Raw genomic sequence first — 25202 nt, forward strand, 5'->3', positions numbered from 1 at the left:
GTCGTCTTCCTCGTTGCCATTCGTGCAGGGGTTGTTGCGATCGCCGACCGGCCCTTTGTGCGAGCACAAAGGGCAGAAGTTCGTCGTCGTTCCCGCTGGGATCGCTTCCCCTGGGCCGACTGACGTCGGCGCGGAAACAGAACGTCGTCCAGGAGTCCCGCGTGGTCGTTCACCGTCTCGGCGATGACCTTGCGGGGGGCTGGGTCATCGTCGGAGTCGGTGGTGAGACCACACGTGAGGTCGGCACCGGCACCGATCTCTGTGCCATGTCGGGCGATATCCTCTCGCCGCCGGTCGCCCGCCAGGTGACGGTAGTGTGTCCTACAAGTTGCGATGTCCGTAGTGGAAACTACGGAGATCGTAGCCACAACGAGAAGAAAATCAACCTCCACTTTGAGAACCACTCCGCCTGACGACGATCCCCTGCGGGAGCGAGTCACGAGCAAGATGGGCGACCTGCCTCCCGCCGAGCAGCGGGTCGCCGAGTACCTGCGGGATCACGGACAGGAGATCATCTTCGCGACGGCGGAGGAGATCGGTGCGGCGACCGGCACCAGTGACGCCACCGTCATCCGCACGGCGAAGGCTCTGGGCTACTCCGGGCTGCCCGAGCTCAAGCGGGAAGCCGGTCGCCAAGCGATCGGCAAGACCCGACCGTCGGCACGGCTGAGGAGCCGGATCGACAAGGCGGGCCAGGAGACCACGTCCCTACTGGACCACGTGTTCAGCGAAGCCACCGAACGACTGCTCGAGACCCGCAGGCTGATCGAGGAAGACGACTTCGTCGCGGCCGTCGACCTGCTCACGGGAGCCCGGGAGGTCGTCAGCTTCGGCCTCGGCCCGTCGGAGATGAGCGCGCAGTACCTGACCCTCCGGATGCGCAGGCTCGGCAGGCAGGCCCGGCAGATCACCGCCACGGGGTTCCTGTTGGCCGACGACCTGCTGGGCATCCAGGAGTCCGATGTCGTGGTCCTCTACGTGCCCGGCCGGTTGATCAACGACGTCTTCGTGCTGCTCGATCACGCACAAGCGGTGGGCGCCTCCGTGATGCTGTTCTCCGACTCCCTGCTGCCGGTCCTGGCCGATCGGGTCTCACTGACCCTGACCGCCGTGCATTCCGGATCCGGCCTCACCGGTGAGGCGCTGAGCGCGCTCCTGCTCACCGACTGCCTGGCGCTCGCCGTCGCCGCGCGGGATCGCGATCGATCCACGAACACGTCCGAGCTGCTCAACTCACTGCGTTCCACCCTGACGCAATCCGAACCGCGCAAGCGGCCGGCACGCCGTCCGCGGCGCGCAGCGAAGGACACGACACCGTGACGACCCTGACGTAGGGCACCGATGAAGCCGGGGATTTCGTAGTAGCCACTACTCCTGTTGCATCTTCGTAGCATCGGCTACCTTGCCTCCACCCGAACTCCCGAGGAGGCAAGCGGTGCTGTCCCAGGTGTTGACGCAACTCGCAGCGGCCGATCCGAACCCGACGCCGGCGCCGTGGCGGGTCGTCACGATGGTCGTCTACTTCATCGGCCTGTTCGGGACGTTCGGCGGAAGCCTGGTGTACGTGCTGGTGGTTGGCCCCGTACTGGCCCGCCCTTCCGTGGCCGCTGCCGACCGCGACGTCCTGCGACGCCGGGCCGCGCTGACGCTGGCCACGATCGGCACGTGGTTCCTGATCGGGCTCTACCTGCAGCTCGCCGGGAAAGCAGCCAGGGTCAAGGGCGCGGAGATCCCGTTCTCCGAAGCGGTGCTCCCGCCGAAGCTCCTCGCCTACCTGATGAAGCCCGCCCAGCCCGGCGAGTGGATGTCGGTCGGCGCTCAGGCCGCGACCCAGTACGCAACATGGGCCGTGGCGGCCGCGCTCCTCATCCTCCTCTGGCGCAGTCGCCTGCATCCGCGCACCGGCCGGGTGGCCGGCGCGGCGTACGTCGTCGCCTTCCTCGCGTATGCCGTCACGTGGCTACCCACCGATCCCGCCGCGGAGACGTTCGACAGCGTCCTCGACGGCGTGATGAACCACGTGCACGTGCTCGCGGTATCCACGTGGGTCGGCGGGATCGCGACGCTCGCGCTCCTGGCCGCGGCCCACCGCCGCCTCACCCCGGACGCGGGAGCCGTGTGGGGGCAGATCTGGTCGCGGTTCAGCGTCGTCGCCCTCACGGCGGTGGGCTGCATGGTGGTCAGCGGGTCGTGGCTGGCGTGGAAGTACGTCAGCAGCATCGGCGACCTTTTCACCACCGAGTTCGGACGACTCCTGCTGCTGAAGGTCTCGCTGGTATCCACCATGGTCGCAATCGGAGGAATCAACGAGTTTCTCCTGATGCCGCGGATCGCCAGAGCCCGCGCCGCCGGCGCGAGCGACTCGGTGTTCCGACTCGCCGTGCGCGTGTTCCCGCGGCTCGTGGCCGTGGAATCGATCCTCGGCGTCGGCGTGCTGTTCGTGCTCGCATTCCTCACCGGGTCGGCCAGGGCCGAGACCGGCTCCGCGACACCTGTCGTCGACAGCGGCGTGATCACCGTCGGGCTCGTCCTGATCGCCGCGGTCGCGATCTCCCTCGTCACCACGGCCAAGATCTCCGATCGGCTCGTCGGCGCGCCCAGGGCTGCGACTGCGGCCGACCTCGCGGGGAGCTGAGCGGGCCGGATCAACGGACGTTCCTCGCCTGACGCTCCACCCTCCGGCACAGGCCGAGTCGGAATCAATCGTCATTCTGTAGCGCATTCATGCAATATGCTCGATCGGGATCTTTCCCTGCGTGCGGCATCAGGATTGAGCGCGACATCACGGACGCTGCGGCTGCTGATCATTTAGGTGAGGCTAGCCTGAAATCGTGATGTGGGCCGACGCTATTCCGAATCTGCTGATCGGGCTGCGAGAGGGTCTGGAAGCGGGTTTGGTCGTCAGCATTCTGCTGGCAGCGCTGCGTCAGGCCAACGACGCCGCCGGTACGTCCGGGCGCCGCCGGATCTCATCGTCGGCAATATGGCTCGGCGTGCTCGGTGCAGTCATGGTCGCGGCCGGCTTCGCCACGGTGTTGACCTACGCGACGAACGTGCTCTCGTCCTCGGTCCAGGAGGCCGTCGGTGGCCTGCTGAGCGTGCTGGCGGTCGGCCTGGTGACCTGGATGGTGCTGTGGATGCGCCGCACCGCGCGGACGCTCACGGCGCAGCTGCGGGGAGAGGTCGCACGCGCGGTGGCGGTCGGCGCAGGCGCGTTGACCGTCACCGCGTTCCTCGCGGTGGGGCGCGAGGGATTGGAGACCACTCTCTTCATCTGGACGGCGGTGAAGGCGTCGGGGTCCACCGTGGCACCTGTGATCGGTGCCGCGGTCGGATTGGCCGCAGCGGTGCTGCTGTGCCGGCTGCTGTACGAGCGGGCGATCCGTCTCGATCTCGGGAAGTTCTTCAACCGGACGGCGATCGCGCTGATCGTGATCGCCGCCGGGGTGCTGTCCTACGGGCTCGGCGATCTGCAGGACGCGGGCTGGCTTTCGGGGCAGCGCTGGGTCGCCTTCGACCTGACCGGGCGCGTGGACCCGAACTCGTGGTGGGTCTCGATCCTCAGTGGGGTCACCGACCTGGCGCCGAGAATGACGGTCCTGCAGGTGGTCGCATGGATCGCTTACCTGGCCGTCGTGATCCCTGTGTTCCTCCGCACCGACCTGGACCCCGGCACTGCCCCGACCGGGGCCTCGGAGGGCGGCGAGGCACGAGGTCCGGGCCGGTGGGAGCGACTCGCCGCGGGGCGGCCGTGGCCGGTGGCGGGCGTGCTGGTGGTGGTGCCCATCGTGGTCGCGGCGCTGGTGATCATCGCGCTGCCGACGGGCAGCGCGTCCGCGTCGACGACGGCGGTCACCGTGACGAAGGACGGCTGCGGACGTGAGTGGGCGTCCGGGCACACGGGCACCCAGACGTTCGAGGTGGACAACAAGTCCGCCGAGGCCGGCGAGATCAACCTCGACAACTCCTCCGGTGGCGTGGTCGCCGAGATCGAAACCATCGGACCGGCCACGAGCGCCGACATGTCGGCCACGCTGGGGCCGGGGCAGTACAGCTTCGTCTGCCTGATGTCCGGCGGAACGATCCACGGCAACCCGGTCCAGGTGTCCGGGACGCAGAGTTCGACCACGACGACGGCCGTCAAGCCCGTCACCCTCGACGACCTGACCGGACCGAACACGCAGTACCAGGCCTACGCCGCCCGGGAACTGGTCACCCTGACCGGCGACATCGACGAGCTTCGCACCGACCTCGCCGCCGGAAACGTGCCTGCCGCCGACGCGGCCTGGCTCGCGGCGCAGCTGGACTGGGAACGCGTCGGCGCCTCATACGACAGCTTCGGCGACGAGGGGACCGCCGTCGACGGGCTTCCGGACGGCCTGCCCGCAGGGGTGAACGACCCCGGCTTCACCGGGCTGCACAGGATCGAGTACGGCCTCTACCACGGCCGGAGCCCCGCGTCGCTGCTGCCCGTGGCGGACCAGCTGGCAACCGACGCCCGCACCGTGCAGCAGAAGCTCACCACCGACGACGAGGCCGGCGACCCGACCAACCTCACGCTGCGAGTGCACGAGATCCTCGAGGACGCCCTGCGTGATCACCTGTCGGGGATCGACGACGAGGGATCGGGCATGGCCTACGCGGAGACCGAGGCCGACACGGAAGCGACCCGCACCGTCCTGGGCGAGGTCTCCGGACTGATCGACGCCCGCATGCCGACGTTGGTCCCGACGATCACCACGCAGCTCGACAGCTTGCAGGCGGCGTTGCTCGCCACCCGGGCGGACGGCCGGTGGCAGCCCGTCAGCGCGGTGCCACCGGCGGCTCGGCAGCGCGTGGACGCCGCGATCGGCGCGGTGCTGGAGTCGTTGTCGATCGAACCCGACCTGCTCGAGGTCCCACCCAGCCATTGACGCACCCCGTGGCCGGACCACGGCCACCGACGAGAACCCGATCGGAGGGCCCATGAAACCAGTCACGATGGACGATCGGGGTCCGGCATGAATGTGAGCCGGCGCAGCTTCCTCAAGGGCGCCGCCGCGGGTGCTGCCGGCACCGCACTGGTCGGCGGCGTGCTGATCGAGGGAGCGCAGGCCGACGCCGCCCCGGCCACCGGCGCTCCGCAGGTCGAAGCCTCCTACCCGTTCCACGGTCAGCACCAAGCAGGCATTCTCACGCCGGGCCCCCAGAACAAGCAGGACTACTCGGTGTTCGTCTCCTACGACGTCGTGCCGGGCACCGCGAAACCGGACCTGGTGGGCCTGATGAAGACGCTCACCGGTCGGGCGCGGCTGCTCACCGCCGGCGGTACCCCACCGGACCTGGGCGTCTCGCAACCGCCCTCGGACAGCGACGTGCTCGGCCCGGCAATGCCCGCCGATGGCCTGACCGTCACCGTCGGCCTCGGCTCGAGCCTGTTCGACGGCCGATTCGGCCTGGTCGGTCAGCAACCGCGCAGGCTGACGCCGATGAAGGTCTTCCCGAACGACTCGCCCGATCCGGCCTGGTTGCACGGCGACCTGTCACTGCAGCTTTGTGCCAATCACCCCGACGTCGTCCACCACGCGATCCGTGACATCGCCAAGCACACCCGCGGTGGCATGCAACTGCGGTGGAAGATCGAGGGCTACAACTCGCCGCCACGGCCGTCCGGCACGTCACGCAACCTGCTGGGTTTCAAGGACGGGACCGCCAACCCCGTCGCCCCCGAAGCCGGCGAGCTGGTCTGGGTGGACGACCCCGCCGAGCCGGGCTGGGCCTGCGGAGGCTCCTACCAGGTGGTCCGGCTGATCCGGATGATGGTCGAGTTCTGGGACCGGGTCTCCATCAACGAACAGGAGAACATGTTCGGTCGTCGTCGCGACAGTGGCGCCCCGCTCGACGGCAACAACGAGTTCGACACCCCGAACTACACGGCCGACCCCCAGGGCGACGTCATCCCCCTCGATGCACATATCCGCCTGGCCAACCCGCGCACCGACGCGTCGGAGAACCAGCGAATCATCCGGCGCTCCTACAACTACGACCTCGGCGTCGATCCGAATGGCAACATCCAGGCCGGACACATCTTCGTCGCCTACCAGCAGGACGTGCATCGCCAGTTCGAGACGATCCAGACCCGGCTCATCGACGAACCTCTGATCGACTACGTTCAGCCGTTCGGCGGGGGCTACTTCTACGCGCTGCCCGGGGTAGCAGATTCCGGTGATTGGTACGCGCGCGAACTGCTCTCGTAAAGGGCGCGATCGGCCGTGGGCCGTTTACTGCCGAAGGCGGGACTGTCGGGGATCGAGATGGTCGAGCAGATCGTCGACCAGGCCGGCAGCATCCGACCGGCCCTTGCCCCCGGGCGAGAGATGGCCCGCGGCTTCGAGGTCGGCGGCGCCGTGAGCGACCGCCCGCAGCAATGCGGTAACGCGCTCGGGGGGCCCCGCCGGTAGAGCTCCTCGTTCCTGGGCTGCGCGGACGGTGTCGACCAGCTGTTCGGATGCGTCGTGCGCGGCGTGCGTGAGATCGTCCGACTCGATGGTCCAGCGCCCGTAGATGAGCTTGAAGCGTTGCGGGTATTCCACCGCCCATTGCGCGTAACGCTTGAGAGCGCCGCGCAGAGCGACCTCCGGCGCCTCCTCCCGTGCGAGCGTGGCCGCGAGCTTGTCGCGCCGACGGAGAAGTTCCCGAGCAGCCACCGCGGCGAGCAAAGCTTCCTTGCTCGCGAAGTGCTTGTAGGGCGCGTTGTGGGAGACCCCGGCCCGGCGGCCGACCTCTCGCAGCGTGACGGCGTCGACCCCGCCGCTGTCGAGGAGCTCCTCGGCCGCGTCCAGCAGCGCATCGCGCGTTCCCGGAGGCATCCGGCAACCTTACGGCAGGTTGACGGCGTCAACCTGCCCGGTTAGGTTGACGGCGTCAACCAACAATGAGGGAGGCTGCATGAGGGCCATCGTGACGGGCTCGACGAACGGCATCGGAGAGGCGATCGCGCGACGACTCACCAGCGAGGGGCTGACGGTCGTGCTCGTCGGCCGGGACGATGCGCGCCTGCGATCAGCCCGCGATCGGATCGTCAGAGCGATCCCGGACGCGGATCTCGAGCTCGAACGGGCCGATCTCGCCCGGCTGGACGAGGTACGGCAGCTCGCCGACCGCCTCGCCGAGGCACCCCCGGCGGATATCGTGATCAGCAACGCCGCGCTCGTCGCGCCACTGGATCGCCGCACGCCCGACGGCGTGCCGCGGGTGCTCATGGTCAACCATCTCGCGCCCTACGTCCTGATGCGCCGGCTGGCCGAGATGCTGGACGGGCGGCGGGCCCGGTTCATCGTCGTCGGCGCGGAGCCCGTCTCGCTCGCTCGCTCACCGGTCGACCTCGACGACCTCATGTTCACCCGGCCCGAGCGGCTCGGCGAACCGGTGGACTTGCGGCCGTTCTACGCCTACGGACGAACGAAGAACATGAACGCGATGTTCGTCTACGCGCTTGCCCGCCGGCTCGCCGACACAGGCATCACCGTGAACGGAGCGCATCCGGGCATCATCGGTGGCACCGGGCTCAGCCGCGAGGTGCCGGGCCTCACCACGTTGGTCGCCGAGCGATTCCGGTTCGACCCCGCGGACCTCCCCGGTCCGGAAACCGGAGCCGACACCCCGGCGTGGCTCGCGACCTCACCGGATGTCGACGGCGTCACCGGCCGCTTCTTCGTCGACCGTCGAGCCGTCGAGACGGCGCCCCACACGACCGACCCCGACCGCACGGATCGGCTGTGGAGCGAAAGCGCCGCGCTGGTCGGCCTCCCGATCAACCTCGGCTGCGCTCATGGCCGCTGATCGTTGCCCGCGGACGTAGCCCGCGTCGTCCGATCAACGATCGCGTTCACGCCTTCCGGCCGATCCCACCGCTCAGGAACGTGGTCCACTCGTTCTCGCCGTCCGCCAGCTCGTCGGGACGCCACTCGTTGGCGTAGACCAGCCCTGGCTCGACCATCTCCAAGCCCTCGAAGTACGCCGTGTGCTCGACCCACGTGCGGAACCGTCCGGTGCCGAAGACGGACTCCATCTTCGCGTCCATCTCGCGGGCGCGCGGGTCGTCGTCGTCGAGGAAGTTGCTGACCAGCAGGTAGCTTCCGGGCGACATCCGCTCCTTGACATACCGGGCGACGCCGGCTGGGTCCTTGCTGTCGGGCAGGTGGTGCAGGATTCCCGCCATCAGCACAGCGAACGGCTCGTCGGGGTGGATGAACTGCCTCGTCTCGGGATGGTCGAGGATCGACCTCGGGTCGGCCGCGTCGGCCTGGATCACCGTGGTGGTGTTGTTGTCGGCCAGCAGGGCGCGGCCGTGCGCGAGCACGATCGGGTCGATGTCGACGTAGACCACCCGCACCTGCGGGTCGATCTCGTGGGCGATCTCGTGCACATTGCCCGCGCTGGGCAGGCCCGAGCCGATGTCGACGATCTGACGGATGCCCGCCTCGGCCACCAGGTACCGGACGCCGCGGCGCAGGAACGCGCGGTTGTCGAGGGCGAGCGGCACCGTTCCGGGGAAGACCTTGGTGAGCCCGTCGGCCGCGATCCGGTCGACCTCGAAGTTGTTCTTGCCACCGAGCGCGTAGTCGTATCCCCGTGCCACCGACGGGACGGTGATGTCGATCTCCGCCGGCAGCGCGACCGGCTTTCCGTGCGCCCCGCGCCACGCCTCCGGGACGCTCACCGGTTCACCTCGTGGTGCTCGGGATGTGTCATCTGAGCAAGCTCCGTTCCCGTCGTCCGCAGCCACATACTCATGATCACGGCACGGGTGATCTTACGCATACCTAACGGCTTAGAACTCGCATCCCGGCTGCCTGAGGTTCGACGTCGCGTAGGGGCACTACAACTAGGGCCGGTCGATGTAGTCCTGCACCGGCTTCACGTCGGCGGGCCCTGCCACCATTCCGATGTATCCGTCGGGTCGTACGAGCACCAGCACGTCCTGATCCCCCGGCATCGGCCGGGTGGCCACACCACGGACCCTGCCCAGGGAGTCCGCGGCGGTGCCGAATCCCAGCACCGTGAATCCGCCTCCGCCGATCTCCTGAAGCCACGGCGCTCGGTCACCGGCCTCCGGCCCGTTCCATGCGGCGAGGTTCTTCGACAGCGGCTCGCCGCGATAGCCGAGCCCGAGCTGGCGGTGTTCGGGCTTGATGGCGGTGTCGATCGTGCCGGTGCCGCTCTTCACGGCTGTCCACAGCTGCTCGAGGCCGGTGCTGCTGGTGCTGAGAGTCCACTCGGCGATCGGAAGGCGCTCCTGCTGGTAGGTGTCGAGCAGCCCGGGCGACGCCGTGCCGGCCAGCGCGTGGGCGAGCTTCCAGCCGAGGTTGTAGGCGTCCTGGATGCCGGTGTTCATGCCCAGACCGCCCGCCGGCGGGTGCACGTGCGCGGCGTCGCCGGCGAGGAACACCCGGCCGACCCGGAACTCCCGCGCCATCCGCGCGCTCACACGGTAGGTCGAGAGCCACGTGGGGTTGCTGATCGTGACCTCGCGCAGTCCGGTGAACAGATCGAACTGGCGACGGAACTCGTCCAGTGACGGCTCCCCGGCGTCGCCGGTGGCGGCTTGGAACTGCCACTGCGGCACCGTGCGGAACGGGGTGAGGGCCAACATTCCGCGCCGTGGGTCGACCCAGACGTGGCCGTACTCGCGGGACAGCCCCGTGACCTCGACATCGCCCAGCACCATGGACTGGTTGGCACTGCTGTGGCCGGTGAAGGCGACACCGAGCGCCTTGCGCACGGTGCTGTGCCCGCCGTCGCAGCCCACGAGACAACGGGCGGCGATGGTGCCACGCGAGGTGGTGGCGACGACGCGATCCGGGGATTGCTCGAAGCCGGTCAGGGTGGTGTCGAGTTCCACGGTCACGCCGAACTCGGCCATCCTGGCGCGCAAGGTCCGCTCGACGATCGACTGCGGCAGGATCAGCGACGCCCCCGACGGCGACTCACGCACTGGGCGACCACGGGTGGACACCCGTACCGGTAGCGCCCAGCCGACGGCTTTCAGCTGGTTGGCGACGCCGAGATCGTCCAACACTTCGAGGCTACGGTCCTGCAGCCCCTTACCGCGGGACCCGATGAAATGCGAGGGCGCCCTGTCGATGATCCGTACGCGGACATCGCGGCGGGCGAGGTCGACGGCGAGGGTCAGGCCGGTGGGTCCTGCGCCGACGATGAGCACGTCCGTGATCGTTGAGCCAGAAATGGTGATGCCCCCGTTCTCGTGGTCATCAGGCTGTCGCGAGACGATGTTGACCATCCGAGGATGACATGTCAAGAGTGACATGTCGACGTGAGCGTCACTGGCCGTGCCAGTTGCATCAGGCGGTCAGGCCTGCGCTGATCAGCCAGATGTGTTCGCAGGTCGACGACGCCTCTTGCAACTTCTCGCGGGCCTCTTGCGAGGCGTGGTAAAAGGTCCGCTCGATCATCCAGCACAGGGCGCGTGCCATCGCCGACGCTTGTTCCGGTTCGGTGCCGGCCGCAACGCCGGCCCGTTCCAGGACAGCGGTGATGGCCGCGATGAACAAGTCAGCCGTATGGCTCCACAGCTCGCCGATCTCCGGCACGGCCAATGACAGGTCGATCGCCGTCCGCATGACCAGGCCGTGCTGGTTCCACAGTTCGACCGTGCGCTGCATGGCTGCCGCGATGGCCCGGCGCGGATCGTCGGTCTCCGCAGTGACCCGGGACCGCTCCCACAGGTGCTCAACGGTCCGGGCCACGAGCGCCGTGACAACTTCTTGCTTGGAGCCGAAGTAGAAATACAGGGCGCCACGTGTGATGCCGGCGCCCTGGGCGATGTCGCCGACGGCCATCGCGTCGTAGCCCTTTTGCGCGAGCAGGGCTTCACAGGTGTCCAGAATGGCCCGCTCCCGGACATCGCCCTTGCGTTCGGTGGTGCGCCGGCGCCGAGCGGGGTGGTTGTCGGGCATCAGAGCTGAGCGCCCTCGGCGAAGTCGGTCGTCCGGGAGAGCGTCTCCCATGCGCGGATGTCCTCGTCCACGGCCGTGCGCGCGGCGGTGACCAGGCGCAATGCGTCCGAACCCAGGACGAGGTGGGCAGGCGGCTGGTCGACCGACGCGATGTGCACGACGGCGTCCCCGGCCCTCGCCGGATTGCCCAACTGGTTCCCGTTTGCCTTCTGCCGCGCTTCACGAATGGGGGTGAACAACTCGTCATAGTCGTCGATGAACTGCGCGGCGCGCGTCATGGACCGTCCGGCCCAGTCGGTGCGGAACGAGCCGGGCTCGATCGCCGTCACATGAATCCCGAACTGAGCGACCTCCTTGCCCAGTGCTTCGAGGATGCCTTCCAGGGCGAACTTGCTGCCGCAGTAGGCGGACATGCCGGGCACTGCCATGAGCCCGCCCATGGAAGTGACGGCCATCAGATGCCCGCGGCGGCGCCGACGCATGTGGGGCAGTGCCGCCTGCAGGGTGGCCACTGTCCCGAACACGTTGACCTCGAACTGCCGCCGCACCTCGGCCAGCGGGGTTTCCTCGAAGGTGCCCTCCAGGCCGTAGCCGGCGTTGGCGACCACGACATCCAGAGGGCCGACGCTCTGCTCCACCTCCGCGACCACGCTCGAGACGACGTCGCCGTCAGTCACATCCAGGATGCGGCCGTGAGCGGACCCGGGTTCGAGCCCTTCGAAGGTCTGCAGGTCCCCCTCGGATCGGACCGTTCCCACGACGGTGTGCCCGGCGGCCAAGGCGGCTTCGGCGAAGGCGCGCCCAAGGCCCGCGCTGACGCCGGTGACCAGCCACGTCTGCTTCTGCACTGCTCCTCCAGAGAGAACTCGAGAGGAGCCGGACTGCTCCCCCACCGCAGAATCTACACCACGTCGATTTTTGTCGTCGCCGTGCAGACTATGGCGCCACATCGGTGTCGACGTGTCACGCGACGACGACGGCACCGCGGTGGAGGGGGTGTTGGGTGCCGCCGCGGCCACCGCAGCAGCGCAGTCTCGTACCAGCCGTCAACCGGCAGGTGCGCTTCGACGACCACACGAGCCCGGCGTGGCCGACCGACTGACCATTCACGGCACGAGCCCGCTGTAGTCGACGTCGACGACGGCGACTACAGCGGCGATGGCCTCATGCGACTGGACCACCGGGGCAGGCGTGAGCGCTGACGAGGGAGGTCAGGGCGGCGACGTCCCGGCCGCTACTGACACGGCACGGAATCGGCGCCGACGACCCTCGCCAGACCCGAGGCTGAGATCAGCCGGCTGCCTAGGCCCCGAACGGGTCCGCAACCTTCTTGCGGGGCCGACGCTTCGGCTTCGGCTTGGCGTCAGCCTCGACCGCGTCAACAGTCACAGGCGCTGCCGCCGCGCTTTCCCGGCTCTCATACGCCTTGATCACCGCGGCCGAGATACGACCACGAGCCGACACTTGATGACCATGAGCAGCAGCCCACTCACGAATTGCCGAGGTATCCCCGCGGCGCGGCGACGAGGCGACGGTGCCGCGCTGGCGGCGAACCGTGGTGCCACCGGCACGTCGGGCTGCCCCGACATAAGGAGCAAGAATGCTCCGCAGCTCCGCGGCGCGCTTCGCGCTCAGATCGATCTCGAAGTTCTTGCCGTCGAGACCGAAGGCGACCGAGCTGTCAGCGACGCCACCGTCCAGGTCGTCGACGAGCCGTACTTGCGTGACCCTTGCCATCTCGCACTTCCTACCATGAAATCCATCAAGGGCCACTCAATTCTCCACGCTGATCATGAAAAGTCAAATCGCGTCCTCGATACGCGCGCCCGTACGGCCCTCGCTGCGACGCGATGGATTACCTTCGGGGCTCACCACCCTTGCCCAGAGCATCCCTGGTGAGTGCGTTCGGCCTCGGAAGAGGCCGTAGCTGACGTCGGGGCCGCGGAGATCCTCGAGTACTCCGGCTGAGCAGGTGCAACGAGAAGACCGTACAGAGACTTTCCATGGGGCGACATATACGCAGCTTCACCCGAGGAGCGATCACCATTACCGTCGCGCCCGAGATGGCCGAGCGTTCAAGCCCAACCCCGTAGCCAGATAGGTGGCCCTCGGGAGAAGCACCCGCGCCGGGTGATCGATCCTCTGTGGTGCGGACCGGGTCACCCGCCCTGGCGCGGGTGAAGGCCCGCCGGCGGGTGCGGAAGTTCGAGTACGGGAAGGAGTACGCATTCCCTGAGGTCATGTCGGCCACCGGCGCCATGCTCGCCGGCCGGGGCACCTACGAGGTCGCCAAGCGGATGTCCGACGAGGACACCGACTACGACGGAGGACCGGTGTTCGTCCTGACGCACCAGCCGCCGGACGAGCGAGATCACGGGGTCACATTTCTGACCTGCGATCTCGCGGAGGCCGTCGCCACGGCGCACCGACGACGTTCCTGCTGGGCGGTCTCCGCACCGGCCTGGCGGTCTGCGCGGGCTGGCTGCTCGTCGGGCCGCGCATCGGTGCCCTACCCCGCGGTCGGCTCACGAGCCCGGCGCGCAGCGCCGACTACGACAACACCGAACGCGACAACACCGAACGCGACAACACCGAACCACCGAGCGCTGGGCCGGCCAGCAGCATGCCGAAGCCCGAGGAACCGGATGACCATGCGATCGGCACAACGAACGCTCAGCCCGCGACCGTCCTGGCCACAACGCCCGCAACGACGACAGCGACACGTGGTGCCCGCCGCCTGACCGTCGGGTGTCTGGTCGCCGTTGTCGTGCCCTCAGTGGGCTTCGACATGAACGTCGGCTACCTCGGGCTCACCGCGGCGGTCATCCTGCAGTTGGCCCTCCGGTCGAGACCGGACGCGATCGTGTCTCGGATCCCGTGGGGTTCGTGCTGCTGATCGGCGGTCTCTTGACCTACGTCGGCCTGATGCAGCATCTGGGCGCTTTCAAGCAGCTCAACGACATGCTGCAGGTTCACGGGTCGCCCGCGCTCAGCCTCCTTGTGCTGTGCTACATAGCCGGCATCACGTTGTTCGCCGCCAGTTCCATCGCGGTGTTCGTGACCGTATGCCACTGCTGCCCGCGCTCGTCGCCGATGGGCTCTCCCCCGTCGGCGGCGTGCTCGCCCTCGCGCTGGCGTCGGTGCTTGTCGACATCAACCCCCTCGGGATCACCGGAGGATTGATCCTCGGCGCAGCTGACCCATCGGCCCGGCCGCGCCTGTTCCGCCAGTTGCTCGCCTACGGAATCGTCTCCGTCGTGGTCGCCCCCTCCTCGCCTGGCTCGCGTTCAGCTGGTGGTGAGGGCCGCCGGTCAAAGGCATAACGTGGCTGGGTGTGACAGCGCAGGATCTCTTGCGATCCTCGGTTGCTGATCCGGCGAGGGAACACCCGAACGGCAACGCCAACCGGCCGTCACTTCCGAAGGGCAGGATCGACCGCGGAGGACGATCATGACGAAGCGAGAGAAACAGTCGGCGAACGCGAGATCGAGTCGCACGAAACGTCAGCAACCGGTCGCCGCGACTTCAGAAGGGGATACGGATCTGTCCCAGCGGGTACGACGCATGATCGACGTCTTGGCGCAAGCCTATCCGGACGCGCGCTGGGAGCTCGATTTCACCACTCCACTCGAGTTGGCCGTTGCCACCGTCCTGTCCGCCCGGGCAACGGACAGCCGGGTCAACGAGGTGACGCCAGCGCTGTTCTCGCGGTACCGCACCGCTGCCGATTATGCTCACGCCGACCGCACGGAACTGGAAGATCTGATCCACCCCACGGGCTTCTTCCACAACAAGGCCAGCTCCTTGATGGGCCTGGGCGCCGTGATCGAAGAAAAGTTCGGCGGCGAGGTGCCGAACACGCTGGACGCGCTGGTCACTCTTCCTGGGATCGGACGCAAGACGGCGAATGTCATCCTCGGAAACGCCTTCGGCGTCCCGGGGATCGTGGTGGATACCCACTTCGGCCGGGTCGTGCGCCGCTGGAGGTGGACTGCCGAGGAGGATCCGGCCAAGGTCGAGCAGGCGATCGGCCACCTGGTTCCACGGGAAGAATGGACCACGCTCTCCAATCGAGTGATCGTGCACGGCCGACGTGTATGTCATTCCCGCAACCCCGCATGCGGGGTGTGCCCCGTGCGCGACGCTTGCCCGTCCTTCGGCGCAGGACCGACCGACCCCGATCGTGCAGCCATGTTGGTGACAGGCTCCGAGAAGGCGCACATATTGGCATTGAGCGGGATCGTCGCTGATTCGCCTGATAACTGACCCGGCCTGCCTCCCGCAGCGAGCAAGGCCTCCGTCAGCTGCTGGGTGGTCCCGCAGCGACCCGCGCGTGCAGCTCGTCCGGTGAGAGCTCCGACCCGTCCTGGAACCACCAGGTGACGCCGGCATCCTCGTACTCCGCCGCGCGCCGGGCGTCGGGGGCGGCTTTCTCGCTCGGTGACCAGATAGCGAGGTCGCCGTCGGATCGGCCGCCGGCAGCCACGAACTCGCCACGGATCGCGCGGACCTCGTCCGGCGTCGGGAGCCGGAAGTCGTCGGCCTCGTCGCGAATCTGCGGGAACAGCCCATCGGCCCCCCGCGCAGCGCGAACGGGACCCTTCCGCGGCCAGAAGCCACTCGTCCAGACGGGCACCGCCGCGGGCGGGAAACGGACGTCCGTGGCTCGGTAGTACGTGCCGGCGTGGTCGACGGGCTCCCCCGACAGCAGCGCGTGCAGAAGTGCGGATCCCTCGTCCAGCCGGGCGGCCAGCTCCGCTCTCCTGGGAGACTCGCCGAACCTCGCGTAGTCCCACCCGACGCCCGCGCCGAGACCGAGGATCAGCCGGCCGCCGGACAGCGACTGCAGCGTGCTCGCCTCGAGCGCAAGCTTCGCAGGCCGCCGCCGCGGCAGGGGGACGACCATCGGGCCGAGCTGGATCGTGGTGGTGGCCTGCGCAATCGCAGCGAGCACGACCCACGGATCAGCGACCGGTGGGTCGTACTCGTCGGGGGTGATCAGGTCCCACATGAAGAAGCCGTGCCAGCCGGACGCCTCCGCAGCGATCGCCAGATCGCGAAGGACTCCTGGATCGCCGTAAGAGCCGAACGATGGTACGTAGATTCCATAACGCACAAATCACCCGAACAGCTCATAGCGCCCTGGCATTCCCCCGCAGCTGCGATGTCGGTCAGGTAGTCCCGCCCAGCGCCGGCGTCACGGCGGATCACAGGTCGTTCAGCCGACGCGGCCGTCGTACTCCTCGCGATTGTCGAGCACCTCGTCCATGTGCGCCTCGGCCCACTCCTTGATGCCGCGCATCAGGTCGTGGAGCGAGAGACCGAGGTCGGTCAGCTCGTAGGTGACCGTGACCGGCACGGTCGGCGTCACGGTGCGGGTGACCAGGCCGTCCCGCTCGAGGGAGCGCAGGGTCTGGGTGAGCATCTTCTGACTGACCCCGGCCAGCCGGCGGGACAACTCGGAGTAGCGCATCGCCCGCGGCTCGCCGACGCCGTCGCCGCCAGGTCGGTGCGGGCCGTCGCCGCCGAGCGCGGCCAGGATCAACGCGACCCACTTGTCGGAGATGCGATCGAGCAGCCGGCGGCTGGGGCACACCGCCAGGAACGCGTCGTAGTCCGACCGTGCCTGTGCCCGTTTCTGGGCTGCCGTCAGCGTTGGCATCGACCGTTCCTTCATACCGAGGGGTGACCAACGCACTTCGAAGTGCGCACTCCCCATTGGAGAGTTACCCGTCCACAGTGATGTGGCACAACGCCGAACACAAGCCTTACGGAGCGAAACCCATGGGGACGTCCACCTTCCGCACCGCCGTCGTCCGCACCCCGGGCGGACCCGGCTCGATCGAGATCATCGACGTTCCCGTCGTCGAGCCCGGGCCGGGCGAGGTCCGGGTCGAGATCGCCGCCGCGTCCGTCAATCCCGTCGACCTGGGGGTCGCGGGCGGCCTCTTCCACGCGATGGGACTGGTCAACCAGCCCGAGCACACCGGCCTGGGCTGGGACTTCGCCGGCACTGTCGTCGCCACCGGCCGGGGGGTGGACCTGGCCGTCGGCACCCGCACAGCCGGCATGGTCGCCGGCTTCGACCGCGACTTCGGTACCTACGCCGAGCAGCTCGTGGTGACGGCAGCCGACCTCGCCGTCGTGCCCGACGGGCTGGACCTGGTCGCGGCGTCGACAGTCCCGCTCAACGGGCTGGCTGCGGCCCAGATCGTCGACCTGCTCGGCGACGCGCCCACCGACGGCAACAGGCTGCTGGTGACCGGCGCGGCCGGCGCAGTCGGGGCATACCTCGCCTCGCTTGCACAGGACCGCGGCTGGCACGTGACCGGTCTGGCCAGAGCTGAGGACGAGGAGTTCGTCCGCAGTCTCGGCGCCGACTTCACCACGCACGCCGAACCGGGCTGGGACGCGGTCGCCGACGGTGCGGCGCTACAGGAGCGCGGCCTCGCTCTGGTCCGCGATGGCGGAGCCTTCGTCGGCGTCCAGCCGAGCGCCGAGCCGGCCACGGAGCGCGGGATCACCGTCCACGCCGTGGTGGCGCACCCCGACGGCCCTCGACTGGCCAACCTCCTCGCCAGGGTCGCATCCGGCGAGCTGCCGACCCGAGTGCACGCAGTCGTACCGCTGGACCAGGTCGCCGAGGCCCACCGAGCCGTTTCCAAGGGCGGGATTCGCGGTCGCTATGTGCTCAAGCCCTGACCGTTCACTCGCCGGGCGGTGCCCGGCACAGGCACCCATCACGCCGGCAACCTGTGCAAGATTTCGTTGACGATTATTCGCGACGCGAATTTGACGTGCCGACCTGGAGCAAACAAGAATTACCGTGCTCACGGCACGGTATCCGCCGGCACGAAACGGACGCACCGCATCGGTTGAATGGAGTTCGATGAGCGACGCCCTTGTCGTGACGGGCAACGCTGACGACGTGCTCAGCCGGGTCATCGCCTTGGTACCTGTCCTCCGGGAACGGGCGCGTGCCACCGAACAGGCGCGCCACATGCTGCCCGAGAACCTGACGGCGCTCGTCGACGCCGGTGTGTTCCGGTTGACCATGCCCAGAGATCACGGGGGCTACGAGGCGCCGTTCGCTCTGGTGAGCGACGTGCTCTCGGAGATCGCACGTGGATGCCCATCCACCGGATGGATCGCTTCGATCTTCTGCGCTGCGGCGTCCTGGCCTGCGATGCTGAGCGACGAGGCAGCCGACGAGATCTACTCGACCCCGGACCTGCGCATATCGGCGCTCATCGCCACCACGGCAACGGCCGTTCCGGTCGAGGGGGGCGTGCGGCTGACCGGAAGATGGGGATGGAACACGGGCGGGCGCCACTCCCAATGGGCAGGAGTCGCCGCGAACCATCTGGACGGCGACACCTCGGAGCCCGTCGTGTGCCTGGTGCCCACGCAGGTTCTGGAGATCAGCGACGACTGGGACGCCGCCGGGATGGCAGGCACCGCCACCAACAGCACGTCCGCCGACGACGTGTTCGTCCCCGGCCGCCGCGTCGTCCCGATCGCGGCGCTCGCCAGCGGCCGGTATCCGCACCAGGGTCGCTACGCAGCCAACAACTACTTCCGGTACCCCGCGGTCCAGCTGTTCCTCGCGCTGTCCACGCCGGCGTTCGTCGGTATCGCTCGCGGCGCGATGGACGTATGGCGCGAACGGATCGGGAGCCGCGGAATAACCGGCACGATCTACACGAGCCAGGCCGAGGCCCCGAGTACCCAACTGGCGCTGGCAGACGCCGCTCGCGACCTGAGGTGCGCCGAACTGTTCGCGGTCGAGGCGATCCGAAGCATGGAGAAGAACGCCGGCGGGACCCCTTCTCCCGAGGACCGGATCCTCACCAAGGCCTATCTCGGGTGGTGCGCAAAGCACGCTCAGAGCTGCGTCAACACCCTGTACCGGACCAGCGGTGCATCAGCGGTGCAGAACGCGGTACCGATCCAGCGCTACTGGCGTGACGTGAACACGCTGATCCAGCACGCGCTCATCGACCCCACCACGTCGGACGAGCTCTACGGCCGCTCGCTCCTGGGCGTGGACACCTACAACACCTCCATCTTCTGATCGCTGCCCTCGCCGCTCGGAGTTTTGACACCGGGGTCCTCTCAGGCAGCGCCGGTCAGCCGGACCGGGCCGGCGCCGACGTGCACTCGAACGATCTGGTAGGGCGGCACCCGCGTGTCCACGCCGTCGTTGAAAAGCGGGGTCCGCGGGAGCTGGTTCACGCTCACGTAGAGGAAGCCGTCGCCGGCGAGGGCGAGGGTGTCCGGCCACAACAGGTCCGGGCCGTGGAGCACCGTCGACCATGTGCCGTCGGCGTCGCGTCTGAGTACCGCACTGTGCTCGTAGGCAGTGGCGTACACAGCCCCGTCGATGTCGGACTCCAACCCGTCCGACGCGCCCTTGTCGCCCAGGTCCTGGATGGTCGCGGCCACCTGCTCGTCGGTGAGCGAGCGGTCGATGAGAGCGGCAGTCTCCACGCTGTAGAGGCGCCTGCTGGACAGCGGGCAGTAGTAGAGGAGACTGCCATCCGCGCTGATCGCGATGCCATCGGCTCCAACCTGGTAGTTCTCGCGGACGACACCCTGTACGACCGCTCTGAACCCCTCGGTCGCCGTGGTGGTCACGTGCCCCCGCAGGCGTCCCCAGCTCTCCCCCGAACCGAGGTCGACCACGATCAACGCGCCTTCGGGCTGAGAATCGGTGAGGTAGGCGTATCCGCCGGTGCCGCGCGAGAAGTCGAAACGCACGTCGTTGAGGTAGGTCGTGGGAGTGACCGCGGCCGGGTCCAGTCGGACGACGCGGACCACCTGGTCGGTCGCGGGGTCGACCTCGACCAGCTTCGGACCGTTCGCCAGCCATGGCGCGAACGCGAGACTTCCCGTGTCGAGCAACCACACATGGCCGGCCGGGTCGGTGATCACGCTCTGCACCGAGACCAGCTGGTCCGCGTTCCGCTCCTCGCTCCATTCGTTGAGCTCACGGCTGGGATAGGGCACCACTTTGCCGTCCACGACCTCGGCGACGGTGCAGGGCACGTCGTCGCCCCACCGCGGAAAGGAGACGAAAACGCGCCCGTCGTCCGTGACGGTCACGCCGGTCGGCATCAGATCGTCGATTTCTGCGACGACCTCGTAGTCAGGAGCGACCCAGCTACCCAATGGGGTCGCGCCGGAAGTAGCTGAAGCAGAGTCGGAGGACATTGATCTCCTTTTGGTGCATGGATGTGCGAGTCGGCTACCGCAGGATTCGCCGGGCAACATCGATGGTCAGGGTATTACCTCGACCAGGCTGCCCCTGAAACCGCGACCGGCCATCGTACGGATGACTGGCGCCGAGCACCGCAACCCACGACGGACACAGCCCATGTACCGCAGCCGAATGATCCGCGGGCACGATCAAGAAATGATGGAAGCACACGGATACAGGCTGTGCTCAGATCTCGCGTGGAAACGCTACGCCTGCAGCCCATCGCCCGGTCGCGGCCGGCATTCCGCGACGGGGGCACTGCAGTGCTTGGTGGTACCACCCATGAGGGGCCCGGAAGCAGACATGAGGCGGTCCTCGAGGCAGGTCGCGACTCGTGCCCACCGCAGCGCGCGCACCCTGATCGGTCTCGGCTCGCTGTTCGCCTGTTCCGCACGGTCCCGCATGGCTTGCAGTGTGGACGCGATCGCTGCGCGTTGGAGCGACCGATCGACGAGGGAGGCGATCGGCTCGGCGGCTGTGACTCGTGCGAGGTCGGCCTCAACCCGTTCGCTCTCCCGGTCGACCGGAGGCCACCACGTCCCCGGCACGAGGGCGTACCCGACGACCAGGACGACCGCACAGCCCGTTGCGGTGTTCACGAGGCGTTGTAGCAGCACATCCGGAGCGACGGTGCCGCCGTAGTCGAGGAGCAGGAGGACGAGCGGTGTGATGATCACCGAGAACGCCCAGTAGTTCCGCCGCACTGCCCATGGGATCGCCGCGCACAGCACGGCCAGGATCGGCAGGACGGAGTATCCAGCGGCGAAGAAGGTGGCGCCCCAGCCGATGACCACTCCCAGCCCGGTGCCGATACCGCGTTGCAGCGTGCGGGAGAACACCGACGCGAAGTCGGGTTTGAGGCAGAGCGCAACGGTCAGGACGATCCAGTAGGAGTGGCCGAACGGGGTGATCTGCCGGAGGAACTCCGCGACGAACAGGCACAGGAGCAGCCGGGCGACGAACTGCCAGGCTCGGCGGTGCCCCAGCTGTGCGGAGACGATGCGTCGCACCGGGACGGGGCGCGGCGGCTTCAGTGAAGTTGCCGGCAGGAGCGCTGCGACCGGAGCCGTCAGGTGGGGCTCTACCCGGGTGGACGGCGTGATCGCGGCAATCTCTTCGGCGTATGCACGCAGCGCCTCGGCCGTGCGCGCGTCCACAGATGTGGACCGGACAACCGTCACGAGCACGCTCACCCGGGCGAGCACGCTGCGGTAGAGCGCGAGTTTCGCCCGGCGCGCTCTCCTGATGGGCCGTGCGGTCAGGATCAGTTGGGCGGCGGCGGCGAGCGTGGTCTCCACGGCACGGCGCAACTCGCTCGCGTCCCCACCCGCGGGTGCATTCGCGCAGGCGCCCAGCGCCCTGACGGCCTGCGAGAGCGCGGCCACGTACAGACGGTCGGTGCGTTCGAGGGCACTCTGCAGCCACATCCCCGAGATCGCGGCGAGGCCGCCCAGGACGTAGGCGGTCACCCTCGTGGTTGGGGAGATGTCGATCTGCACGCCTCCCGCCACCGCCATCTGGACCAGGAGTTGCATCCCTGCGAACGACAGCCCCGAGCCCAGTGCGCTCAGCAGGCCGGAGACGAGCCCGAAGGTGAGCACGACGAGCAGTGGGGCGAGCCCGTTGCCACCGGTGGCGGGGCCGAAGACCATGGCGAGCGTGCCGGCGGCCAGGGCACCTGCGGTGCGCAGCGTCCGTTGTCCGGTCGTTCCGCTGCGCTCGCTCAGCACGACGAGAAGGGCCGACAGCGACGAGATCAGCGCGATCGCCGGCCCACCGATCGCATAGCCGACACCCGCCACCGTAGGAACTGTGACCGCCGACCGCACCGAGTCACGCCACGGCGCCGGCGCCGAACCGAAGGCGATGGTCCTGATGAACCAATCCGGGAGCCATCCGCGCAGGGTCGCGACATTCATGGTCACCACGTCGACGGACCCTCCCGGATCACTTCGGCACATTCGGTTGCGCTGTGCCCGCGAGGGTGCCCGGGGCGTGAGGAGCAGCCATCCACAGAACGACTGGCCGAACCGGGATCACAGCGGGCTGACCGCGTGTACGAACTATGCCGCCGGAGTCCGATTCGACCCGTAAGTCATGTGACTTCCTTTCGACTATTGCCTGTGTTCTGCATGGCGAGCGCAGAACAGGCCGGGTTACCTCGGAGGCCGACGTATTCAACGATCGGAGGACGATGCTCGTCGGAGACGAAGGCCGTACGCGGGCGGGAGCAGCACACACTCCGGTACCTGACCTGGTCGGCCGGTTCGCCGAACGCGATCTCCTTGCGCGGACCGTCGACGACGCGGCCACCGGTTCGGCGAGGCTGCTGCTCCTCGGCGAGGCGGGTATCGGCAAGACGAGCCTGCTGCTCGTCGGCGTCGCCCGAGCACGGCAGCAGGGATTCCTCGTCCTTCCCGAACCAGGGAGATCAACCGCGGGCTGCGGGCTGCTGCGCCGGGTCGTCGCGCCGTTGGCGCACGTAGCAACGCGGCTGCCGTGGTCCCTGCGCAGGCAGCTGCAGGAGCTCATGGCCGACTCGGGCACCGGCGAATCCGTGTCTGAGCCGATGGCACTGCGCCGGGCGCTGCTGGCCCTGGTCCGGGTCGCGGCACGGGAGAGGCCCGTGGCCGTTGTCATCGATGACGCGCAGGACGCGGACCGTGAGTCCCTCGCAGTGCTGACCCACCTCAGTCGCAGGCTGAGCAATGAGCGTGTACTCCTGCTGTTCGCGGCCCGCGGCGTTCTGCCCCCCGACCACCTCGACGCGGACCTGCCCGTATGCCACGTCGGCCCGCTGGCCGCCGCGGAGGCCGCAGTCCTGCTCGGTCGGCAGACGAGCGCGCCGACGGGATGGAACCGGCGCGAGGTCCTTCGCCATGCCGGCGGCAACCCGCTGGCTGTCATCGAGCTCGCCAACAGCGCAATCAACGCCGACCGCTTTCCGCCCGGGGAGTACGGCCTGGGCGTCCCGGAGCGGATCCGCCATGCATACGCCGATCAGATCGACCATCTACCGGCCGCCACCCGCCGGGTTCTGCTCTGCGCTGCGGCCGCGGACGAGCACGACGGCCTGCAGGCCGTGCTGTCCTCGGCTGACGCTGACCTCGCCGACTGCGGTCCTGCCGAAGCAGCGGGCTTGCTCACGGTGGTGGGCAACCGCGTCGGTTTCCGGGACCCCGCTGTTCGCCTGGCGTGCTACTTCGGAGCGTCGGAGCACGATCGGCGGCTGGCGCACCGGGCGCTGGCCGGCTGTCTGGCGCACGACGTGGAACGGCATGCCTGGCACTCGGCCAACGCCGCTGCAGAGCCCACCGAAGAGGTCGCCTTCCTGCTCCAGTCGGCTGCTGACATCGCGCACCGGCACGGCCGGCACGTCGAGGCGGCCGGTGCCCTGCAACGTGCGGCGGACTACACATGCCGAGCCCCCGAGGCCGCCCGCCGGTACGCCCGGGCCGCGCACCTCGCCACGTTGAGCGGCCACTACGCGTGGTGCCGTCAGCTCTGCGAGCGGGTCACGTACCTGACCGACGACCCGGACGTGCTCGGAGCCGCGATGGCGAGCGCCGGTCAGCACCTTCCGCTTCACGAGCCCGCGCCCGCCGCTGTTCTCGAGGTCCGCCGGCTGTTCGACAGCGGCCTACGGGATCAGGGCGTGGCCACGGCCCTGACCGCGACTGTCGGCATGGCGGCGTTGGTGAGCGGCGAACCGTCACTGCGCCACGTGGTTGCCGACGTCGCGTGCCGCGCCGAGAGCCTCACGGCCCGCTCCGAACCGGGTGACGAGTTCTGCCCCAAAACGGCTCGCGCGGCTGTGGTCGCCTCGGGCAGGGCGATCTGCGATCCGACCGAATGGCCCCCTGCGCAGGACTTCGACCTGAACGAACCTCCGAGCGGCCGGAGCGAGGTCATGCGGCTCCTGGCGTTGGGAACCACCAGTTGGATCTCGGACGCGCCGACTGCCGCCGCCGGACACCTACGGCGTGCACGTCACCTTCTGCGCGAGGACACGGCCCAGGGCGCCCACCCGTTCAGCTTCGTCATGCTGCTCGATGCCCTCACCGAGTGCGGACTGTGGCGGGAGGCAGCCACGGTGCGGGCCGAAGCGGCGGACATCGCCGCTGCCGGCGACCTTCCGTTACTGGGCCGGGCTATCGCCGCTCAGGCGATCGTCCTGCAGACCTTGCGCGGTGACGATGCCGCTGCCCGGGCGGCTCTCCACACCCTCGACCCCTGGTCGAGCCGTCCCCAGGACGACAGTCGCTTGGTCCGCTGCCTCGCCCACCGTGCGGCGGGACGTGTCTTCGCCGCAGCCGGCGACCACGAACTCGCCTGCACGCACTACCTGGCGATGTTCGGACCGGACGGGGAGCCGGTGCACTTCACGTGGTCGTACCGGGCGGTCGTCGAGCTCGCCCGGTCGGCGGTGAAGGCGAACCAGCAGGAGGCAGCCGCCCGGGCCGTCGTCGGCGTCCGGCGCGGCGCCGGTGGCTCGGCACACCGGAAGCTGCTGGCCGGCCATGCAACCGCGCTGCTCACCGGCACCGGAGATCCCGGCACCGAGTCGATTCTGCGCACGGCGGCCGAACACGCTGCGATCGAGCGTCCCTATGACCATGCGCTCGCGATGGTCGACTACGCCCACTGGTTACGTGGCCGTCGCCGGTTCCTCGACGCCCGTCCTCTGCTCGCCGCCGCACACGATGGCTTCGTCCGCCTCGGTGCCGACCGGGACGCGGCCGCCACTCGGGCCCGTCTCCGCTCCGCGGGGGTGTCGGTGGCCGCCGGGGCTCGCGACGGGTTCGCGCTGCTGACAGCGCAGCAGCAGTTCATCGCGAGACTCGCGGCGCAGGGGCTCAGCAACCGCGCGATCGCGGATCGGCTGCTGCTCTCGCCGCGCACGATCGGATCCCACCTGTACCAGATCTTTCCGAAGCTCGGCGTCGTCAACCGCCGCCAGCTGCCGGACGTCATTCCGGAGTGAC

The 25202-nt window shown here is 68.7% G+C and carries 21 protein-coding genes; 11 read left to right on the forward strand and 10 right to left on the reverse strand.

The genetic code is table 11. The features are described 5' to 3' along the window. The first annotated feature begins 161 nt into the window (after positions 1-161). From ACQPZQ_RS31320 to ACQPZQ_RS31340, 5 genes are all read left to right on the forward strand, one after another. Complete coding sequence (locus tag ACQPZQ_RS31320; RefSeq protein ID WP_433286788.1) at positions 162-413, forward strand: hypothetical protein; 252 nt, start codon at positions 162-164, stop codon at positions 411-413. Beyond that, complete coding sequence (locus ACQPZQ_RS31325; RefSeq protein WP_433286790.1) at positions 394-1320, forward strand: MurR/RpiR family transcriptional regulator; 927 nt, start codon at positions 394-396, stop codon at positions 1318-1320. Before ACQPZQ_RS31320 ends, ACQPZQ_RS31325 begins: the two co-directional genes overlap by 20 nt. 115 nt (positions 1321-1435) lie before the next feature. Continuing rightward, positions 1436-2635 carry a CopD family protein gene (locus tag ACQPZQ_RS31330; RefSeq protein ID WP_433286792.1) on the forward strand — a complete coding sequence of 400 codons (1200 nt, stop codon included), beginning with the start codon at positions 1436-1438 and terminating at the stop codon, positions 2633-2635. Between the two features lie 199 nt (positions 2636-2834). Further along, positions 2835-4913, forward strand: a complete 2079-nt coding sequence (efeU, locus tag ACQPZQ_RS31335) for an iron uptake transporter permease EfeU (RefSeq protein WP_433299442.1) — start codon at positions 2835-2837, stop codon at positions 4911-4913. Between the two features lie 87 nt (positions 4914-5000). Continuing rightward, positions 5001-6236, forward strand: coding sequence for a Dyp-type peroxidase (locus tag ACQPZQ_RS31340; RefSeq protein ID WP_433286794.1), 1236 nt, complete (start codon positions 5001-5003; stop codon positions 6234-6236). A gap of 24 nt (positions 6237-6260) precedes the next feature. Here the strand turns inward: ACQPZQ_RS31340 and ACQPZQ_RS31345 are convergent, their stop codons facing one another. Then, positions 6261-6848, reverse strand: a complete 588-nt coding sequence (locus ACQPZQ_RS31345; RefSeq protein WP_433286796.1) for a TetR/AcrR family transcriptional regulator — start codon at positions 6846-6848, stop codon at positions 6261-6263. Between the two features lie 79 nt (positions 6849-6927). Between ACQPZQ_RS31345 and ACQPZQ_RS31350 the strand changes: the two genes are divergently transcribed. Then, positions 6928-7821 (forward strand): SDR family NAD(P)-dependent oxidoreductase, encoded by an 894-nt coding sequence (locus ACQPZQ_RS31350; protein WP_433286798.1) that lies wholly within the window; start codon positions 6928-6930, stop codon positions 7819-7821. Between the two features lie 46 nt (positions 7822-7867). Here ACQPZQ_RS31350 and ACQPZQ_RS31355 read toward each other — a convergent pair whose 3' ends face one another. The 5 genes from ACQPZQ_RS31355 to ACQPZQ_RS31375 form a co-directional block, all read right to left on the reverse strand. Then, on the reverse strand, positions 7868-8701 hold the full coding sequence (locus tag ACQPZQ_RS31355; protein WP_433286800.1) for an SAM-dependent methyltransferase: 834 nt from the start codon (positions 8699-8701) through the stop codon (positions 7868-7870). Positions 8702-8866: 165 nt separating this feature from the next. Then, complete coding sequence (locus tag ACQPZQ_RS31360; RefSeq protein ID WP_433286802.1) at positions 8867-10204, reverse strand: FAD-dependent monooxygenase; 1338 nt, start codon at positions 10202-10204, stop codon at positions 8867-8869. A 139-nt stretch (positions 10205-10343) separates the two neighbouring features. Next, positions 10344-10958, reverse strand: a complete 615-nt coding sequence (locus tag ACQPZQ_RS31365) for a TetR/AcrR family transcriptional regulator (protein ID WP_433286804.1) — start codon at positions 10956-10958, stop codon at positions 10344-10346. Further along, complete coding sequence (locus ACQPZQ_RS31370) at positions 10958-11977, reverse strand: oxidoreductase (protein WP_433286806.1); 1020 nt, start codon at positions 11975-11977, stop codon at positions 10958-10960. The genes ACQPZQ_RS31365 and ACQPZQ_RS31370 overlap by 1 nt, the downstream gene beginning before the upstream one ends. 283 nt (positions 11978-12260) lie before the next feature. Next, complete coding sequence (locus ACQPZQ_RS31375) at positions 12261-12695, reverse strand: histone-like nucleoid-structuring protein Lsr2 (protein ID WP_433286808.1); 435 nt, start codon at positions 12693-12695, stop codon at positions 12261-12263. Between the two features lie 1328 nt (positions 12696-14023). Here ACQPZQ_RS31375 and ACQPZQ_RS31380 point away from each other — a divergent pair. Together ACQPZQ_RS31380 and nth are read left to right on the forward strand one after the other, a co-directional pair. Next, on the forward strand, positions 14024-14281 hold the full coding sequence (locus ACQPZQ_RS31380) for a hypothetical protein (RefSeq protein ID WP_433286810.1): 258 nt from the start codon (positions 14024-14026) through the stop codon (positions 14279-14281). Positions 14282-14408: 127 nt separating this feature from the next. Then, positions 14409-15224 carry an endonuclease III gene (gene nth / locus ACQPZQ_RS31385; protein ID WP_433286812.1) on the forward strand — a complete coding sequence of 272 codons (816 nt, stop codon included), beginning with the start codon at positions 14409-14411 and terminating at the stop codon, positions 15222-15224. 34 nt (positions 15225-15258) lie between these two features. Here the strand turns inward: nth and ACQPZQ_RS31390 are convergent, their stop codons facing one another. Both ACQPZQ_RS31390 and ACQPZQ_RS31395 read right to left on the reverse strand, forming a co-directional pair. Then, positions 15259-16074 carry an LLM class flavin-dependent oxidoreductase gene (locus ACQPZQ_RS31390; RefSeq protein ID WP_433286813.1) on the reverse strand — a complete coding sequence of 272 codons (816 nt, stop codon included), beginning with the start codon at positions 16072-16074 and terminating at the stop codon, positions 15259-15261. 102 nt (positions 16075-16176) lie between these two features. After that, complete coding sequence (locus tag ACQPZQ_RS31395; RefSeq protein WP_433286815.1) at positions 16177-16620, reverse strand: winged helix-turn-helix transcriptional regulator; 444 nt, start codon at positions 16618-16620, stop codon at positions 16177-16179. Positions 16621-16742: 122 nt separating this feature from the next. Between ACQPZQ_RS31395 and ACQPZQ_RS31400 the strand changes: the two genes are divergently transcribed. Both ACQPZQ_RS31400 and ACQPZQ_RS31405 read left to right on the forward strand, forming a co-directional pair. Beyond that, on the forward strand, positions 16743-17660 hold the full coding sequence (locus ACQPZQ_RS31400) for an NADP-dependent oxidoreductase (protein ID WP_433286817.1): 918 nt from the start codon (positions 16743-16745) through the stop codon (positions 17658-17660). Positions 17661-17847: 187 nt separating this feature from the next. Beyond that, a complete protein-coding gene (locus ACQPZQ_RS31405) occupies positions 17848-19032 on the forward strand; it encodes an acyl-CoA dehydrogenase family protein (protein WP_433286819.1) in 1185 nt (394 codons plus the stop codon). Positions 19033-19073: 41 nt separating this feature from the next. On the opposite strand, the gene ACQPZQ_RS31410 is transcribed toward ACQPZQ_RS31405, so the two are convergent. Beyond that, positions 19074-20171: an L-dopachrome tautomerase-related protein gene (locus tag ACQPZQ_RS31410; RefSeq protein ID WP_433286821.1), complete on the reverse strand. Its 1098-nt coding sequence runs from the start codon at positions 20169-20171 to the stop codon at positions 19074-19076. A 252-nt stretch (positions 20172-20423) separates the two neighbouring features. Next, complete coding sequence (locus tag ACQPZQ_RS31415) at positions 20424-22136, reverse strand: FUSC family protein (protein ID WP_433286823.1); 1713 nt, start codon at positions 22134-22136, stop codon at positions 20424-20426. A 275-nt stretch (positions 22137-22411) separates the two neighbouring features. Here ACQPZQ_RS31415 and ACQPZQ_RS31420 point away from each other — a divergent pair, with 275 nt between their 5' ends. Next, entirely contained in the window at positions 22412-25201 is a 2790-nt protein-coding gene (locus ACQPZQ_RS31420) for an AAA family ATPase (protein WP_433286825.1), read from the forward strand. The last annotated feature ends 1 nt before the right edge of the window (position 25202 follow it).

Source organism: Pseudonocardia sp. CA-142604 (assembly GCF_050948475.1).
GTDB lineage: Bacteria > Actinomycetota > Actinomycetes > Mycobacteriales > Pseudonocardiaceae > Pseudonocardia > Pseudonocardia alaniniphila.